The 17,174-nt window shown below is 68.5% G+C and carries 12 protein-coding genes; 8 read left to right on the top strand and 4 right to left on the bottom strand.

All coding sequences use genetic code 11. The annotated features are described in order from the left end of the window. Window positions 1-63 precede the first annotated feature (63 nt). Complete coding sequence (locus D7V88_RS02805) at window positions 64-1,827, top strand: GspE/PulE family protein (RefSeq protein WP_244237936.1); 1,764 nt, start codon at window positions 64-66, stop codon at window positions 1,825-1,827. Between the two features lie 80 nt (window positions 1,828-1,907). Here D7V88_RS02805 and D7V88_RS02800 read toward each other — a convergent pair whose 3' ends face one another. The 3 genes from D7V88_RS02800 to D7V88_RS02790 form a co-directional block, all read right to left on the bottom strand. Further along, window positions 1,908-3,437, bottom strand: coding sequence for a hypothetical protein (locus tag D7V88_RS02800; protein WP_208726075.1), 1,530 nt, complete (start codon window positions 3,435-3,437; stop codon window positions 1,908-1,910). An 89-nt stretch (window positions 3,438-3,526) separates the two neighbouring features. Further along, a complete protein-coding gene (locus D7V88_RS02795; protein WP_120539018.1) occupies window positions 3,527-5,509 on the bottom strand; it encodes a single stranded DNA-binding domain-containing protein in 1,983 nt (660 codons plus the stop codon). Then, window positions 5,509-7,887 carry a bifunctional metallophosphatase/5'-nucleotidase gene (locus tag D7V88_RS02790; RefSeq protein ID WP_120539017.1) on the bottom strand — a complete coding sequence of 793 codons (2,379 nt, stop codon included), beginning with the start codon at window positions 7,885-7,887 and terminating at the stop codon, window positions 5,509-5,511. The genes D7V88_RS02795 and D7V88_RS02790 overlap by 1 nt, the downstream gene beginning before the upstream one ends. A 129-nt stretch (window positions 7,888-8,016) precedes the next feature. Here D7V88_RS02790 and D7V88_RS02785 point away from each other — a divergent pair, with 129 nt between their 5' ends. The 7 genes from D7V88_RS02785 (at window position 8,017) to D7V88_RS02755 (ending at window position 16,721) form a co-directional block, all read left to right on the top strand. Continuing rightward, window positions 8,017-8,697 (top strand): NUDIX hydrolase, encoded by a 681-nt coding sequence (locus D7V88_RS02785; protein WP_120539016.1) that lies wholly within the window; start codon window positions 8,017-8,019, stop codon window positions 8,695-8,697. Window positions 8,698-8,804: 107 nt separating this feature from the next. Then, the gene (locus D7V88_RS02780) at window positions 8,805-10,274 is read left to right on the top strand and encodes an MFS transporter (protein ID WP_120539015.1); all 1,470 of its coding nucleotides are present in this window, start codon (window positions 8,805-8,807) and stop codon (window positions 10,272-10,274) included. Window positions 10,275-10,372: 98 nt separating this feature from the next. Beyond that, window positions 10,373-11,944 (top strand): hypothetical protein, encoded by a 1,572-nt coding sequence (locus tag D7V88_RS02775; protein WP_120539037.1) that lies wholly within the window; start codon window positions 10,373-10,375, stop codon window positions 11,942-11,944. A 45-nt stretch (window positions 11,945-11,989) separates the two neighbouring features. After that, a complete protein-coding gene (locus D7V88_RS02770) occupies window positions 11,990-12,757 on the top strand; it encodes an HAD family hydrolase (protein WP_120539036.1) in 768 nt (255 codons plus the stop codon). Between the two features lie 128 nt (window positions 12,758-12,885). Continuing rightward, complete coding sequence (gene pdhA / locus D7V88_RS02765) at window positions 12,886-14,013, top strand: pyruvate dehydrogenase (acetyl-transferring) E1 component subunit alpha (protein WP_120539014.1); 1,128 nt, start codon at window positions 12,886-12,888, stop codon at window positions 14,011-14,013. Between the two features lie 56 nt (window positions 14,014-14,069). Further along, window positions 14,070-15,056: a pyruvate dehydrogenase complex E1 component subunit beta gene (locus tag D7V88_RS02760; RefSeq protein WP_120531808.1), complete on the top strand. Its 987-nt coding sequence runs from the start codon at window positions 14,070-14,072 to the stop codon at window positions 15,054-15,056. 3 nt (window positions 15,057-15,059) lie between these two features. After that, a complete protein-coding gene (locus D7V88_RS02755) occupies window positions 15,060-16,721 on the top strand; it encodes a pyruvate dehydrogenase complex dihydrolipoamide acetyltransferase (RefSeq protein ID WP_120539013.1) in 1,662 nt (553 codons plus the stop codon). 65 nt (window positions 16,722-16,786) lie between these two features. Here the strand turns inward: D7V88_RS02755 and D7V88_RS02750 are convergent, their stop codons facing one another. Next, window positions 16,787-16,993 carry a hypothetical protein gene (locus D7V88_RS02750; RefSeq protein WP_120539012.1) on the bottom strand — a complete coding sequence of 69 codons (207 nt, stop codon included), beginning with the start codon at window positions 16,991-16,993 and terminating at the stop codon, window positions 16,787-16,789. Window positions 16,994-17,174: the final 181 nt, after the last annotated feature.

Raw genomic sequence — 17,174 nt, 5'->3', positions numbered from 1 at the left:
CCCGGTGGCAGCGTCCCGTCCCGGAGCAGCACGGACTTCACCATCGCCTTCGTGCTGGAGGCGATGGTGGCCCAGCGGCTGCTCACCCCCCAGCAGGCGCAGGAGGTGCTGGTGCGTGAGCCCGCGGCGCGGGCCCGCGTGCTCAAGGCGCAGGGTGGGGCGGGCAAGGACGCGGCCCGCTACGACGTGTCGCCCGTGGAGATTGTCGCGGCCTTCCAGATTCCCGCGCCGGGTGGGCGGGGCGTGCTGGATGAGGACCGCGTCACGGAGGCCGCCGCGCGCGCGGCCGGCCTGGAATACCGCAAGCTGGATCCGCTGAAGATGGACATGGCGCTGGCCACGCGCACCGTGTCCCGGCCCTACGCGCAGAAGCACGTGCTGCTGCCCCTGGAGCGCACGGAGCAGGGGCGGCTGCGCGTGGCGGTGGCCAACCCCTTCGATCGCGAGCTGTTTGAAAGCTTCCACCGGCTCACCGGCGAACCGGTGGAGCCGGTGCTGTCGGCGAAGGCGGACATCCTCAAGTCCATCGCGGACATCTACGGCTTCAAGAAGACGCTGGCGCGCGCGGCGGACGACTTCGGCGGCGCGCAGGCGCAGCAGCAGATGGGCAACTTCGAGCAACTGGTGTCGCTCAGCGGCACCCAGGAGCTGGAAGCGTCCGACAGGCCCGTGGTGCAGGCGGTGGACTACCTCTTGCGCTACGCGTTCGACAACCGCGCGTCGGACATCCACATCGAACCCAAGCGCAACACCAGCGTGGTGCGGCTGCGCATCGACGGTGTGCTGCACCCCGTGTACACGCTGCCCGCGCAGGTGCACCCGCCCATCGTGTCGCGCGTGAAGATGCTCTCGCGCATCGACATCTCGGAGAAGCGCCGCCCCCAGGACGGCCGCATCAAGACGGAGCGCGACGGTCGCGAGGTGGAGTTGCGCGTCTCCACGCTGCCCACCGCCTTCGGCGAGAAGGTGGTCATCCGCATCTTCGACCCGGAGACGCTGGTGCAGGACATCGCCCAGTTGGGCTTCGAACCGGACGAGAAGGGCCACTTCGAGTCGTGGATCGATCAACCCCACGGCCTCATCCTGGTAACGGGCCCCACGGGCAGCGGCAAGACGACGACGCTCTACTCCGCGCTCAAGGCGGTGGCGGGCCCGGACGTCAACGTCACCACGATTGAAGACCCCATCGAAATGGTGTGGGACGCCTTCAACCAGGTGCAGGTGCAGCCCAAGGTGGGCCTGGATTTCGCGGGGGCGCTGCGCCACATCCTGCGCCAGGACCCCGACGTCATCATGGTGGGCGAAATCCGCGACGCGGAGACGGCGGAGAACGCGCTCCAGGCCGCGCTCACCGGCCACCTGGTGCTCTCCACGCTGCACACCAACGACGCGCTGGGCGCGGTGGCGCGCATGAAGGACCTGGGCGTGCCGGCCTTCCTCCTGGCGCAGAGCCTGTTGGGCGTCATGGCCCAGCGCCTGCTGCGCCGCGTCTGCGTTTACTGCGCGGAGGAGGCGGTGCTCACGTCGGATGAGCTCCAGGCCCTCCAGGCGCCCCTGCCGCTCTTGCCGGGCGGGGTGCGGCTGATGAAGGGCGTGGGGTGCGTGCGCTGCCGGGGCACCGGCTATTCAGGCCGCACCGGCGTCTTCGAAATCGTCTCCACCACGCACGAGGTGCGGGAGCTCATCGCCAACGAAGCCCCGTACGACCAGTTGGTGAAGGCCGCCCGGAAGAACGGCATGCGCACCCTGCGCGAGGCCGCGGTGCGCAAGCTGGCGCAGGGGCTCACCGCCTTCGACGAGGTGGTGCGGATGACGTCCGCCATCTGAAGCGCCGCGCGCTGGAAACACGAAGGGCCCGCCGTGCTGCACGGGCGGGCCCCGGTGACTGACACAACGCCGGGCAGGGCCTAGAAGCGCGCCTGCAGCAGCGTGTTGAAGCCCAGCGCGTGCGGCTTCTCGAAGTTCGGCTGCGCGATGCCGGTGACGTCGTCCTCGAACGTCGTCCGGTTGGTGTCGTAGGTGTAATAGACCTCACCCACGGCGGCCACGGACTCCGACAGGTCCCACCGGAAGGTGGCCTTCGCGGAGATGATGGGCTCCGCCTCGCAGACGCCGCTGCCGCAGGTGCTGGGCAGGATGCTCAACTGGTTGGCGTCGCGCACCACGACGGTGCGCGTGCCGCTGATGCCCAGCGGCGGGTTGCTGCCACCAATGAGCGGCTGCGGGCTGCGGAAGGACGCCGGCTGCTGCACGCCCAGGATGAAGCCCGGGGTCAGGTGCAGGTTGGGCAGGTGGTAGTCCGCGCCCACCGCGACGAACATCTCCGGCTTCAGCTCCGTGCCCGTGGGGAAGTCCTGGAACGGGGGGAAGCCCGGCACGTCGAACTGGATGAAGGACAGGCTGCGGTAGAGCGCCAGCACGTTGAAGCGCCACAGGTTGAGCTTCGCGCGGCCCTGGAGCGCGAGCGCGGTGGCGCCCTGGGGCTTGGTGGCGCCGAACGTGTCGGGGTCCTGCAGCGTCTGCGTCAGGTAGCTGCCCTCCAGCGACACGGAGTAGGACAGGCCACCCGGGTACTGCTCCGGCGCGAAGAAGCGCTGGTAGATTTCCGGGTCGTTCTTGTAGAGCCGGAAGTCGATGCTCGTCCCGACGGGCACACCCACGTGGTAGACGATCTGCCCGGACACGCCTGCGGCGTTGACGTTCGCCTCGATGCCCTGGTTGGCCAGGCCCGGGACGATGCCCTTCTGGAAGAAGCCGCCACCGGCCTCCACGCGCAGCGTCTCCAGGATGTCCCAGCCGGCGCCGCCCATCACGCCGTAGAGCGTCTCCTGCTCCAGCACCAGGTCGTTGAGCACCAGCGCCGTCTTGCCGCCCAGGTACGCGTACCAGCGGTCGCGGGTGAGCTGGAGCTTGGCGCCCGGCACGCCCGCCGCGGCGGCGCGGTTGGTGAAGATGGGGCTGCCGCCCCAGGAGATGCGGTACGCGTAGCCCAGACGGAAGCGGTCCGCGGACACCGGGAAGCCGGTGAGCGACAGGCCTTCCTTCTCACCCCAGCCGGGCGGCTGGTAGTTCAGGCGCACGTAGCTGGAGTTGTCGAGGATGTCGACACCGCCCGACGGCCGCTCCAGCACCAGCAACGTGAGGGCCGCCTCGGTGGTGAGGCCCTCGAAGAACGCCGGCATGCGCTTGTAGAGCACGATGTTCGACAGCGACTCGAACCCGGAGAACTTGGTGTTGAAGTTGTCGTAGAACTGCGTGTTCTGGTTACCCGCGCCAAAGCGCGCGTTCGGGCTGTTGGGCGTGGTTTCACCCGCGCCCGCGAGCACGTTGTCGTCCGCGAAGACGAACGACAAACGGGTGTCCACGAAGTCTCCGGCCCATGCGGGCGCGGAAAGAGCTGTCAGGCCCATCAGGGCCAGCGTCTGCAACGTTTTCAATGTCCCTCCAGGAAGCGGTCCGGGGGAGACCGCTCCTCCCTGCGCCCCGGCATCCACCGGGGCGCGATGCGACTTTTAAAAGTGAAAGACTACGGGCACGGCTTGATGGGCTTCGGGCACTCCAGGCCGGGCCCGGGGTAGCAGCACAGGTCGTCCTGGTCACGCGGCAAAACGTTCCACCGGGGCCGCGCGGGACCCACGTGCTTCAGGTGGCCCACCACGTCGAAGGTGGCCGCCCGCATCTGCTTGCACTGGAGGGCCTTCGCCGCGTCCGCGTCGGTCTCGCTGCAGTCCGGGTTCAGGTCCGGCACCGCGTCCTTGAGCTGCAGGCTGATGCGCGAGCGAGAATCCGGCGCGTACTGGCAGGTGGCGTTGGCCGTGGCCGTGGCATCCCGCACCACCGCGACGGCCGTCTCGTTGCCCTTGAGGGTGTACTCCAGGGGCGTGTTGGCCGCGAGCAGGGTGTCACCCGCCGCCGCCGTCACGCCGTCGGCGCCGAAGCGCACGCGCACCGGCTGATCACAGACCAGGTTGAGCCGGGCGCCCGCGCTCAAGAGCTTGTTGGAGTTGACGGAGGTGGTGCCCGCCGTCAGCTTCGTGATGCGGCCGGGCACGGACGCGTCCAGGTTGGCGGAAGCCGGGCCCGTGGCGTTCATCTCCACCACGAACTGGCCGAAGTTCGTGTACGTCGTGCGCTCCGCGCAGATGGTCCCGGCGAACTCGCCGATGCCCAGCGTGCAGTCGATGACGCACTTGCGCTCCGGGAGGTCCGGGTCATCCGGCGGCTCCTCGAAGCAGTTGTTCCACGAGCGCCCGGCGCCGCTGCCCACCGGGCAGAACATGGGCATGTCGTTGTTGCCGTTGGCGTCGCAGTTCTTGAACACGCGGGGGAACTTCACCCGGCGCAGCTTCACGAGCGACGACTCCAGGCTCTCCATCTTGAAGTTGCGGTAGCTGTAGCCGCACAGCAGGTCGTCCAGGTAGGGCGAACCGCTGAAGCCGCACAGCCGGCCGTTGACCTCCACCGGAGGCACCTGGTCCAGGTACTTGTTCCACTCGCTCTGGGGCAGCAGCCGGACGTTCTCCCGCAGGGTCCACGCCGGGAAGCTGATCTGCGTGGTGCTGGTGAACTCCGCCACGGTGCCGGACAGCGTCCAGATGAGGTCGCCCGCGTCCAGGCCTTCCGGGAACTGGTAGTTGTAGACGTAGAGGCTGTTGAAGCGGCCCGGGTTGAAGCCGTCCGGCTCCGGCGTCTGGATGTTCGCGCCGGTGACGTTCTTCTCCAGCACGCGGCAGGCCGTCATGTCCGTGACGTAGAAGCCGCTGGAGTCCGTGCCCGTGATGAGCAGCTTCATCTGCTGGCCGTTGTTCGGATCCGACGGGTCGCAGTTCTGCACCAGCGGCTCGCCGGCCTCCGGGTTGCGCCCGATGCGCAGGAACTGCTTGATGAAGGCGCTCGTCTCCAAGCCGCCTTCCGGCGTCTGGAGGCTGGCGATGCTGGGCTCCTCGAACCGGATGGCGTTGGACAGGCCCGTGGAGAACGTGCGCGTCGCGGGCTCCGGGGGCACCTGGTTCAGGTCGCCCACGATGCCGCCATCCGAGTAGTCCAGGTCGAAGGGCTCGTCCTGCACCCAGACGTGCGTCTCGCCGTACAGGTGGGCCACGCGCACGCTGCCGGTGCCCTTGCCGTTGGTCAACTGCGCCCAGCGCTTGCTGTAGTCGCCCGTGAGATCGCCCGGGACGACGCGGAAGGAGACCGGTCCGTTGAAGGACGTGAGCTCCCCGCCGTTGCCGTCCAGCGCGGTGATGGTCAGGCCGATGTCGATGTCGCCCCGAGGCAGGCTGTAGAGGCACTCCGGGGTGCCGCGCACCGCGAGGGGCACCGCCGCCTGGTCGTTGCCGTACCGGGCCGCGCAGGAGTTCACCACCGGCAGCAGCGCGGCGGACGAATCTCCGGTGGTCACCGTCGTCACCTCCACGCGGAAGGAGGTGAGTCCGGTCGTCCCCTCGTTTTCCTTCGTGTAGCAGCCGGCCATCAGGGCCAGCGAGGTCAAGAGCAGGAGTCGCTTCATTACTTCACCCTCCGCCCGATGCGGCCATCCTCGATGGCGTTCGCGATGGGCATGGCAGTGGGCTTCTCACAGAACGAGCGCAGTTGGCTCGTCACGGTGCCGCAGGTGGGATTGGTACCGCTGAGCAGGTCGCGGCAGGTGCAGCGGCCGGTGTAGGGGCCCTGGGGCACCGCGCACTGGGCCTGGATGGACTCCGGCGTCAGGTCCGCCACGCCGCAGCGCTGCGCGGCATCCGCCGGCAGCTTGATGAGGTCCAGGCAGGAGCAACTGCCAATCTTCTTGTTGAGCGCGTCCTCGAAGGCCTGGGACACGCGGCAGGAGTTCAGCGTCTTCTCATCCACCGTCCACGTGCCGTTGACGAGCGATCCGCAGCGCGTGCCGTTGCTGGACGTCGCGTTGCCAGCGAGCAGGTCCTTGCAGGAGCAGAAGCCCTGCATGTAGCCGATGAGCGAGTCGCGCAGGCTGATGCCCGTCTCGATGCGCGTGGTGTTGCGCTTGAGCACCGTGAAGCCGGAGCCGCCCTTGGCGATGTAGTCGTTCACCGCGATCTTGTACGTGCCGGTGGTGTCCAGGGGCTTGCCGTTGATCTGGATGTCGACGCCCGTGTGCGCCCAGCAGCGCGAACCGCTGGTGTCCTCCAGGCACTGCCAGGGCGCGTGGCCCTCGCGGCCCGTCTGGGGGCAGTCCTGCTGGAAGGTGGCGGGGGTGCAGGGGATGCGCAGGTCGTTGAGCTGCACCTGGGCGCAGTCCATGGTGAAGCGGGCGCCGGACACCTGCGCCTGGCTCACGCACCCACGCTCGGCGGAGCGGTCGGCGACGAAGTCGAACATCTCCTGCATCTCCACGCCGGACAGGTACATGATGTTGATGGTGTTCTCGAACGGGAACACGTTGAACATCGCCTCCTGCGTCACCACGCCCGCGTAGAGGTTGTCGCGGATGCCCAGGGAGTTGGTCAGCGCCATCTCCGCCTCCACACGGTTGCGCTTGCGCATGGAGTCCGCGGCGATGTTGCCCAGCGGCGAATCACCGCCGTTGGAGTTGTTGCGGCGCTGCACGTCGAGCGGCGCGTAGGAGAAGATGGACGTCAACTGGAGCTTGAAGTCCATGCCCAGCACGTAGGGGATCAGCATGTCGGAGACGGCCGGATCCTCCTGCTTGCGGCACTCCTCGATGGCCTCGCGCACGCCCGCGCGCTGGATGAACTCACCCGGATCCCAGAACTCGTTCTCGTCGAAGCGCAGCTTGCGCATCGCCTCGTTGCACCAGAGCCCGTCCACCGGGAACGCGCGGTAGTCCTGGCTGATGACCTCGCCGCCCTCATCGGCGCCCATCTGCTGGGGCATCTTCACGACCAGCTCCAGGCGGCCCACGTACTTGGCGAACGCGCCCGAGTGCGCCAGCACGACCTTGCGGCCGCTGGGGTCGGTGACGAGCTGCGGGGGGTTGAGCACCACGTGCAGGTGGCCGCCCAGGATGACGTCCATGCCGTTGACGCCCGCGATGTGCACGCGCACCACCGACTTGTCGTCGCCCTCCGGACCGAACCACTCCAGCACCTTCCACGCGTCCTTCGCGCGGTTCACGAAGGGCTTCGCGCGGCCGTACTCATAGAAGGCCTCGTAGCCCTGGATGAGGTCCTGGTCCTCGGTGAGGCCCAGGTGGCTGACGATGACGATGAGGTCCGTCACCGGGCGCAAGAGCTCCACGTAGGAGCGCGCGGCCTCGTTCTGCTCCAGCGGGGTGACCTGCAGGCTGTTGCCACCCTCCACGATGGAGTTGAGCGAGGAGATGTTGGCCATGCCGATGACGCCCACCCGCAGACCCTTCACGGTCTTGATGGAGTAGGGGGCCGTCACCATGGAGGTGCCGTTGCTGCCGGCGGCCTTCGGGTCATCCCAGAGGTAGTTGGCGGCCAGCAGCGGGAAGTTGGCGAAGTTGCGCGCCTTCTGCGTGAAGTTGAGCGCGCCGGCGTCGAACTCGTGGTTGCCCACCACGGCGCCGTCCAGACGGACCTCGGACAGGAAGCGGAACTCCGCCTCGCCCGTGTTCACGTTGAAGATGGGGGCGCCCTGGAAGCAGTCACCGGAGTCCAGGTGCAGCACGCGGTCGCCGCGCTTGCGCTCGCGCTTGAGGATGGACGCCATGCGCGTCGCACCACCAAAGGGACCGGCCTCCGGAATGAGCTCCAGGTCCTGGTCCGTCTTCAGGGGTGTGAAGTCGTACGGCACCAGCCGCGAGTGGATGTCAGAGGTATGAAGGAGGGTAAGACGCACCTCTTGACCTTCGAGGTGGTAATCCTGGCCTTCCAGCACAGGCATGCACGAGGCGAGGGCCAGGGCGCAGGCACAGAAGAGGCCGAGCAGTGCGCGACACATTCGTGGCGGATCCGTGATTCAAGAGAGTGACGACTTGAGGACGGCGCAACCTACGGGATCAAGGGTGCACGGGCAAGCAACGCCACCGTGGCACCTCCACCTACCAGGGCAGCAGGAGAGCAGGCAGACATGCGTCCCAGCAGTTCCAATGTGACTGACATCGAGATCATCGAGGATTTCTCCGCCACGGCGCGTTGTGACGAAGGTTTCCTCCGAGTGCGGCGTCTGCGGTGCCGCAACCGGCGCGCGGACGGTTCGTCCTCGTCGGTGTACCGGGTGGATGTGGTGGACCGTCCCCGGTTGGACGCGGTGTCGGTGCTCGTCTACCGCCGCGCGTCAGACGGAAGCGTGGAAGTCCTGACGCGCATGAACCTGCGACCGGCGGCGTACTTCCGACGCGAGCAGACGTCGTCCATGACGGTGCCGGACCCGGTGAGCTACCTGCGCGTGGAGGAGATCGTTGCGGGGCTCTTGGAGCCCTCCGACAAGGGCGAGGAGGGGCTTCGCCGCCGCGCGGCGGAAGAGGTGAAGGAGGAGGCGGGCTACGCGGTGCGGCCGGAGGACATCCAGTTGCTTGGCGGCGCGTTCTTCCTCGCGCCGGGCATCCTGTCGGAGAAGGTCTTCCCGGCGGCGGTGGATGTGACGGGCGTCGCGCAGGGCGAGGTCGAAGGCGATGGCTCTCCTCTAGAGGAGGGCATCCACCTGCAATGGCGGCCGGTGACGGCGGTGCTGGACGCGTGCCGGCGCGGCGACATCGCGGACGCGAAGACAGAGGTCTCCCTCACGCGGCTGCTCGCCCGGCTGGGCTGATGCGCCGGGGCAGGTGATGCACCGGATGCGGCTTGCTGCTTTCCGGGGCGCGGACGGACGGGGTAGGGTGCTCCCCGTCCATTCCCCCTGCAGGCGAGGTTCGTCGCATGTCGTCGTTGCCCCCGTGGCTGACCCAGCTGTTGCCCATCGTCATCCTGCTCGGGGCCATTGGCCTGGTGCTCTCGCGGCTGCCCCGTGTCGAGCTGGGGCATACCGACGCCTTTCGCCGCCGCCGCTTCTTCAACTGGTTCCCGCTGGGGCTCACGTACGCGTTCCTCTACATGGGGCGCTACAACCTCAACGTGGCGACCAGCGCCATGGGACAGCAGACGTCCAACGCGGACTTCGCGACCATCTTCTTCTGGGGGACGCTCACCTACGGCGTGGCCTTCCTGATCAACGGCCCGCTGACGGACAAGCTGGGGGGACGCTTCACCATCCTGCTGTCCGCGGCGGGCTCCGCGGCGGCGAACGTGGCCATGGGCGGCGTCGTCTACGCGGTGCTGAAGAATGGCTGGGCGCCTCCGGGCGGCGTCGTCGCGTGGCTTGCGTTCCTCTACAGCGTCAACATGTACTTCCAGAGCTTCGGCGCCGTCTCCATCGTCAAGGTGAACGCGTCCTGGTTCCACGTGCGCGAGCGCGGTCAGTTGGGCGGCGTGTTCGGCATCCTCATCTCGCTGGGCCTGTACTTCGCGTTCGACTGGTGCCGCTTCATCGCGGACGCGGCGCCGGTGTGGTGGGTGTTCTTCGTGCCCGCCGGGATGCTCGTGGCCTTCCTGGTGCTGGACTCGTTCGTCATCCGCGACACGCCCTCCCAGACGGGCCACCCGGACTTCGACACGCAGGATGCGTCCAGCGGTGACACGGGGCCCGCGCCTTCCGTGCCGGAGCTCTTCAAGAAGCTCTTGAGCAACCGCGTCATCCTCATCATCCTGGGCGTGGAGTTCTGCAGCGGCTTCCTGCGCAACGCGGTGATGCAGTGGTACCCCAAGTACGCCAAGGCGGTGGGCGAGGGCGGCGCGTTCGTCGCGTCCAACTGGGGCATGTTGTCGTGCGTCGCCGGCATCCTGGGCGGCATGTTCGCGGGCGTCATCAGCGACCGCATCTTCGACTCGCGCCGCGGGCCCGTCTCCACGGTGCTCTACGCGGGCCTGCTGCTGGGCGCCATTGGCGCGGTGTTCCTGATTGGCACGCCGGGCGCGGGCTGGGCCGTGGTCTTCATGTCCCTGTGCGTCATCGGCGTGCACGGCATGCTGTCCGGCACGGCGACCATGGACTTCGGCGGCAAGAAGAACGCGGGCGTCGTGGTGGGCATCATCGACGGCGCGGTGTACGCGGGCACGGCCATCCACGCGCTCGTCTACGGGCGCATCCTGCCCACGGGCGACGCGATGAAGGACCCGGCCAACTGGAGCCCCTGGCCCCTGGCCATGCTGCCCCTGGCGGTGGTGGGGCTGGTGCTGGCCTCGCGCGTGTGGAACGCGAAGCCCCAGCCGAAGGCCGCGCCGCTGCCCGTGGGCGACGTCGTCCCGGGAGCCGTGCCGGGCGGATCCTCTCGTACGGGCACCAACGGTTGAGGCTCCCACGGCGTCCGGGTGTGTCTCCCCGGACGCTCCGTCACCCCATCGGAGGGGGTGGCTCCCGTGTGACAGGCCTGTGACGTAAAGTGCTGCTTGTGTCCCAGGCTCCCGAAGCGCTCCACAGCCGGTTCGACGTCCACGACCGGAAGCAGTTCGAAATCAAGCTCGAGTACCAGCCCACGGGCGCGGACGAGACGCGCTACCTCGTGGAGGCCTATCTCTTCCTCCCGTCGAGCCTGAATATCGACTCGGAGACGTACCCGCGCGCGGACTTCTACGCGGACATCCACAACTACGTGCGCTTCAAGACGCCGGTGATGGGGCTGTCGGAGATCCTCTCGTCGGAGGGCTCTCCGCTCCTGAAGCTGGAGGCGTGGCAGCGCACGGGGCTGGCGCCGGAGTCGGACGTCGTCTACCAGGCGAAGCTCCTGTCGTGCGTCCTGCGGGGCGCGCTGCGCCGGTTCGCCACCACGGTGGAGACGCGCTGCGAGGCGAAGACGGGCGAGGCGGCGCGCGCGGATCTGGAGTTGGTGGTGCGCTCCGCGGGCGAGTGCGTGCCGAAGGTGCTGGAGCGCTTCCGCGCGTGGCTGCGCGCGACGGGCGAGTCGAGGATGCAGGAGAAGACGCGCGCGTCGCTGCGGCTGGTGGACGAGTACGTCAGCCTGCTGGTGGAGCAGTTCTTCCGCCGCGCGGTGGCGGACATGGACGCGCTGCCGCGCACCGGGCCGTGGCTGCCGCTGCGCAAGGGGCTGATGGAGGCGGTGCTGCGCGAGGAGTCCTACCGCAAGGAGCACCGGCTGCGCAGCGTCCTCAGCCCCACCGGGGACAACGAGGAGTACATGCAGCGGCTGGGCTTCCTGAAGAAGTTCTGCATGAACGTGCTCTTCCTGTCCTCGCGTCGGCGCCAGCGCCGGCAGGGCTGGGAGGAGGTGCTGTTCGCCATCGCGGCGGGCGTGGCCATGGCCTTCGCCACGTCGGTGGCGCTCTGGGCGCAGGTGCGCTTCACGCAGGTGAGCCTCAACTTCTTCCTGGTGGCCGTGGTCGGCTACATGATGAAGGACCGCATCAAGGAAGGCCTGCGGCGCATGTTCAGCCGCTTCGCCGCCACGCACCTGTATGACCGGACCACGGACCTGGTGGACCCTGTCACGGCGCGCGCCATCGGCATCTGCGAGGAGCGGGTGGACTACGGCGCGGCGGTGAAGGTGCCCGCCGGGGTGTCCGCCCTGCGGCAGCACGACGACTTCCTCACCGTGTCCCAGGGGGAGCTGTCCGAAGCGGTCATCCGCTACCAGAAGCGCATCGTGCTGGACGCGCGCCTGCTGCCCCGCTCCGAGCGCGGCCTCACCGGCGTCACCGACATCCTGCGTCTCAACGTGGGCCGGTTCCTGCGCGACATGGACGAGCCGGAGTTCGCGCTGGAATACGTGGACCTGGAGGACTTCTCCGTGGGCCACATCCGGGGCGCCAAGCGCTACCCGGTGGACCTGGTGTTCCGCTTCACGGTGCTGGAGGCGGGCAGCCGCAAGGAATCCGCGCAGTTGGTCCGGCTGGTGTTGGATCGCAACGGCATCCAGCGCATGCAGAACTTCCCGCAGCCCGTGGCGGCCCCGGAGGCCGCAGGGACCGTGCCCCTCCAGCCAGCCGCCCTGCGCGCCGGCGCGTGATTTGAGCAACAGCCCCGCGCCGGGGGCATGTATCTTCCGGCGTCCATGGCATTTGAAGACCTCAAGCAACGCGTGCGGCCGGACTGGCGCGACACGCTCACGGGCATCCTGGCGAGGGCCCGCTCGCTCGGCCCCCAGGCCGTGCTCGCGTTCGACCTGGACTCCACGCTCTTCGACAACCGGCCCCGTCAGGCGCGCATCCTGCGCGAGTACGGCGACGCGCGGGCCCTGGGCCTGTTGTCCGCGTGCGAGCCCCACCACTGGGAGACGGGCTGGGACATGCGCGCCGCCATGCGGGCGTGCGGCCTGGGTGACCCGGACGTGGAGACGCTCTTCGCGGACGCGAGAGCCTTCTGGCAGGAGCGCTTCTTCACCAGCGCCTACTGCGTGTCCGACGAGGCCATCGAAGGGGCCGGGGCCTTCATGCAGGCCGTCGCCGCCACGGGTGCCCAGGTCGTCTACCTGACGGGCCGCCACGAGGCCATGCGCGAAGGCACCATCGCGTGCCTGGCGCGCTGTGGAATGGTGACGCCCCCCGGCGAGGGTGGGCGCGTGCACCTGGTGATGAAGCCCACGCTCAAGGAGGACGACGACGCGTTCAAGCGCGAGGCGCACGCGCGCCTGGGCCGGATGGGCACCGTGGTGGCCGCGTTCGACAACGAGCCCACCCACGCCAATGACTACCGTCGGCGCTTCCCGGAGGCGACGGTCATCCACCTGGCCACGGATCATTCCGGCCGGGCTGTGGAATTGCTGGAGGGCATCGTGTCGGTGCCTCATTTTGCCCTGGAGGACGTGACGCACCGCGCCTGAAAAAGGGCGTGGCGAAGGGTGGTTCTGAAAGGCTTTGGAAGTCCCTTTGCCGCGCGCTAAGAGGCGCACGGCGTTGCCGCCCTTCCCCCTTGGGTCCACAGGGGCGGCCCAGACGGAGGCATGCCGCGGTGGCCAGCGCGTACTCGAAGGACCTGTTGTTGAAGATGTACCGGAAGATGTACCTCCTCCGTCGCTTCGAAGAGCGCGCGGGCCAGCAGTACACGCTGGGGAAGATCGCCGGTTTCTGTCACCTCTACATCGGGCAGGAAGCCGTGGCGGTGGGCTGCAATGAAGCCATCCGTCCGGATGACTACATGCTGTCCGCCTACCGCGACCACGGGCAGCCGCTCGCCCGCGGCAGCGACGCCGGGATGGTGATGGCGGAGCTGTTCGGCCGGGGCTCTGGCTACAGCAAGGGCAAGGGCGGCTCGATGCACATCTTCGACATCGAGCACCACTTCTACGGGGGCTACGGCATCGTCGGCGGGCAGATTCCGCTCGCGGCCGGCATGGCCTTCGCGGCGCGCTACCGCAACGAGGATCGCGTCACGGTGTGCTTCTTCGGCGACGCGGCCGCGAACCAGGGCGCGTTCCACGAAACCTTCAACATGGCGCAGAAGTGGAAGCTGCCGGTCATCTACATCTGCGAGAACAACCGCTACGGCATGGGCACGGCCATCGCGCGCACGTCGGCGGTGCCGGAGATCCACAAGCGCGCCTCCGCGTACGGCATGCGGGGCGAGGCCGTGGACGGCATGGACGCGCTCAAGATGTACGACGCGGTGAAGGACGCGGCGGAGTACTGCCGCGCGGGCAAGGGCCCGGTGCTGATGGAGGCGAACACGTACCGCTTCCGTGGCCACTCGATGGCGGACCCGGCCAACTACCGCTCCAAGCAGGAGGTGGAGGACGAGCGCCGCAACGACCCCATCCCCAAGCTGCGCGAGTACGCGCTGAAGCAGGGCTTCGGGCTGACGGACGCGGACTTCGAATCCATCGAGGAGGAGGAGAAGCGCACGGTGGACGCGGCGGTGAAGTTCGCCGACGAGTCGCCCGAGCCCAGCGTGGAAGAGCTGTGGCGCGACACCATCGTGGAGCCGGGGGAAGAGGACGTGCGCCCGCGCGAGCGCGTGCTGGGCGTGAAGGTCACCAACTGGCCGAAGTACCCGACGGGCCAGGAGCTGAAGGTGACGTGGGACCTGGAGCCTCGCGCAGAGGCCGAGGCGGCTGACAAGAAGGCGGGCCTGAGCCGCTAGCGCTCGGGTCCATCCCCCCAGGCACAACCCTTTCGAGTTCGAGTTCGGAGCCGACGATGCCCGAGTTGATGTATCGCGAAGCGTTGAACCAGGCGCTCGCCGAGGAGATGGAGCGCGACGCCAATGTGTTCCTCATTGGCGAGGAAGTGGGTCGCTACAACGGCGCCTTCAAGGTGTCCCAGGGCCTGCTGGACAAGTTTGGCAGCGCGCGCATCATCGACGCGCCCATCAGCGAGCTGGGCTTCACCGGCCTGAGCGTGGGCGCCGCCGCCGTGGGCCTGCGCCCGGTGGTGGAGATGATGACCTGGAACTTCGCCATCCTGGCGATGGACCAGATCGTCAACAACGCGGCCAAGCTGCGCCACATGAGCGGCGGCCAGTTGCGCTGCCCCATCGTGTTCCGCGGCCCGGGCGGCGCGGGCGGCCGTCTGTCCAGCCAGCACAGCCAGTCGCTGGAGGCCAACTACGCGCACTTCCCCGGCCTGAAGGTCATCGCTCCGGCGACGCCTGCGGATGCCAAGGGCATGCTCAAGAGCGCCATCCGGGACGAGAACCCGGTCATCATGTTCGAGGGCGAGCGGCTCTACGCGCTCAAGGGCGAGGTGCCGGAGGGTGAGCACATCGTCCCCCTGGGCGTGGCGGACGTGAAGCGTGAGGGCACCGACGTCACGCTCATCACGTGGAGCCGGATGTACTACTTCTGCATGGAGGCCGCCGAGGCCCTGGAGAAGGAAGGCATCAGCGTGGAGGTGCTGGACCTGCGCACCCTGCGTCCGCTGGACGAGGAAGCCATCCTCAAGAGCGTGCGCAAGACGAACCGCGCGGTCATCTGCGAGGAGGGCTGGGCGCTGGCCGGCATTGGCGCGTCCGTGGTGGACCTCATCCAGTCCCAGGCGTTCGACGAGCTGGACGCGCCGGTCGTGCGCGTCACCGGGCTCGATGTGAACATGTCGTACGCGGCGAATCTGGAGAACGCGACCCAGCCGGACGCGCCCAAGATCATCGCCGCCATCAAGAAGGTCCTGTACCGCGAGGGAGCCTGAGCGATGGCGACGCCCATCCAGATGCCCAGCCTGTCCCCGACGATGAAGGAGGGGAAGATCATCAAGTGGCTGAAGAAGGTCGGCGACAAGATCGCCTCCGGAGATGCCATCGCCGAGGTGGAGACGGACAAGTCCAACCTCGAGGTGGAGGCGTACGACGACGGCTTCCTGTTGGAGATCTCCGTGCCCGAGGGCGAGGTCGCGACGGTGGGGGCTCCCATCGGCTACCTCGGCGCCAAGGGCGAGAAGGTCTCCGGTGGAGCCGCTGCTCCCGCCGCCGCCGCGGCCCAGAAGACCGAAGCCCCGAAGGCCGCGGCCCCGTCCGCGCCCAAGGCGGAAGCTCCCGCCGCGAAGCCTCCGGCGCAGCCCGCTGCCGCCGCGGGTTCCGGTGAGGGCATCGCCCTCCTGATGCCGTCGCTCTCCCCCACGATGAAGGAGGGGAAGATCGTCAAGTGGCTGAAGAAAGCCGGCGACAAGGTCTCCTCCGGCGACGCCATTGCCGAGGTGGAGACGGACAAGTCCAACCTCGAGGTGGAGGCGTACGACGACGGCACGCTCGCGCGCATCGTCGTGAACGAGGGCGACATGGCCACCGTCGGTGCGCCCATCGCGTTCCTCACGCCCAAGGGCGCCAAGGCCGGGGCCTCCGCTCCGGCAGCGCCCAAGGCTCCGGCCCCCCAGCAGGCTCCCGCCGCCGCGGCTCCGTCCGCGCCCGCCGGGGCACAGGTCGTTCCCCTCCGCCGTGAGGCCGCTCCGGCGGCGAGCGGTGGTGGCCGGCTTCGCGCCAGTCCCCTGGCGAAGCGCATCGCGCAGGAGCGCGGTCTGGACCTGGCGCAGGTCCGTGGCACGGGGCCGCTCGGGCGCGTGGTGAAGCGCGACGTCGAGCAGGCGCTGGGCCAGGGTCTTGCGAAGGCTCCCGCCCAGGCGGCGGCCCCCCAGGCGAAGAAGGCCGGTGCGCAGCCCGAGGCCCGCGCCTTCGGCACGCGCCCGGAGCCGCAGGCCGTGCCCATGTCCTCCATGCGCAAGGTGATTGGCCAGCGCATGGCGGAGGTGAAGCCCGGCGTTCCTCACTTCTATCTCACCGTCGAGGTGGAGATGGAGGCCGCGGTGAAGATCCGCGAGGAGGCCAAGGCGCTGGACGTGAAGGTATCCGTCAACGACATCATCGTGAAGGCGGCGGCCATCGCGCTGCGCCGCTCGCCGAAGATGAACGTGTCGCTCCAGGGCGACCAGGTGCTGCACTACGGCACCGTGGACGTGGGCATCGCGGTGGCCATCGAGGACGGCCTCATCACGCCCATCATCCGCGACGCGGACCTGAAGGGCCTGCAGACCATCTCCGCCGAGTCCCGCGACATGGCGGAGCGCGCCCGCAAGCGCGCCCTGAAGCCCGCCGAGTACACGGGCGGTTCGCTCACGGTGAGCAACCTGGGCATGTACGGCATCGACCAGTTCATCGCCGTCATCAACCCGCCCCAGTCCGCCATCCTCGCGGTGGGCGCGGTGGCCGAGAAGGCCGTGGCGCGGGACGGACAGGTCGTGGTCCGCAAGGTGATGACGGTGACGCTGTCGGGTGACCACCGCGTCATCGACGGGGCCACCGGCGCGGAGTACCTGCGCGAACTGAAGGGCCTCCTGGAGCACCCCACGCGGTTGCTGTTCTAGCGGTCGAGCAGCCCTGCCGCCCTTCGCCCCCGTGCTTCATGCACGGGGGCGGGGGAGGGCGCTGGCTACTCCCGCGTCTTCGTGTCCGACCCGGCGTCGTCTTCCAGCTTGCGCTGCTCGTCGGTGATGCTGGACTGCTCCGCACGCTTCGTGTCGGTGTCCAACTCCTCCTCGTGGTCCTTGGAGCGGCCCTGGATGCCGGGCCACGGCTCCGGCCGGGTCGCCTGGACGTGCTTCACGGGCTTCGCGTCGGAATGCTTCTTGTCCGCCATGGTGCGTTCCTTCTCCCCGGGAACCGGGGTGTGGAGGGTGCCTGCCGTGGCGGTACGGTGGGATGCCCGCGCCGAAGGGGCTACCCGGGGGGATGTGGGTGCGAAGGGCTCGCTCGCCTGACTCCCTTCGGATGGCGAAAAAAGATCAGCAACCGAGCCGGTTCGCTGCTTAACTTCTCAT

The sequence above is a fragment of the Corallococcus terminator genome (assembly GCF_003611635.1).
GTDB classification, from domain to species: Bacteria; Myxococcota; Myxococcia; order Myxococcales; family Myxococcaceae; genus Corallococcus; species Corallococcus terminator.
This window is presented reverse-complemented; position numbering and strand designations above follow the sequence as displayed.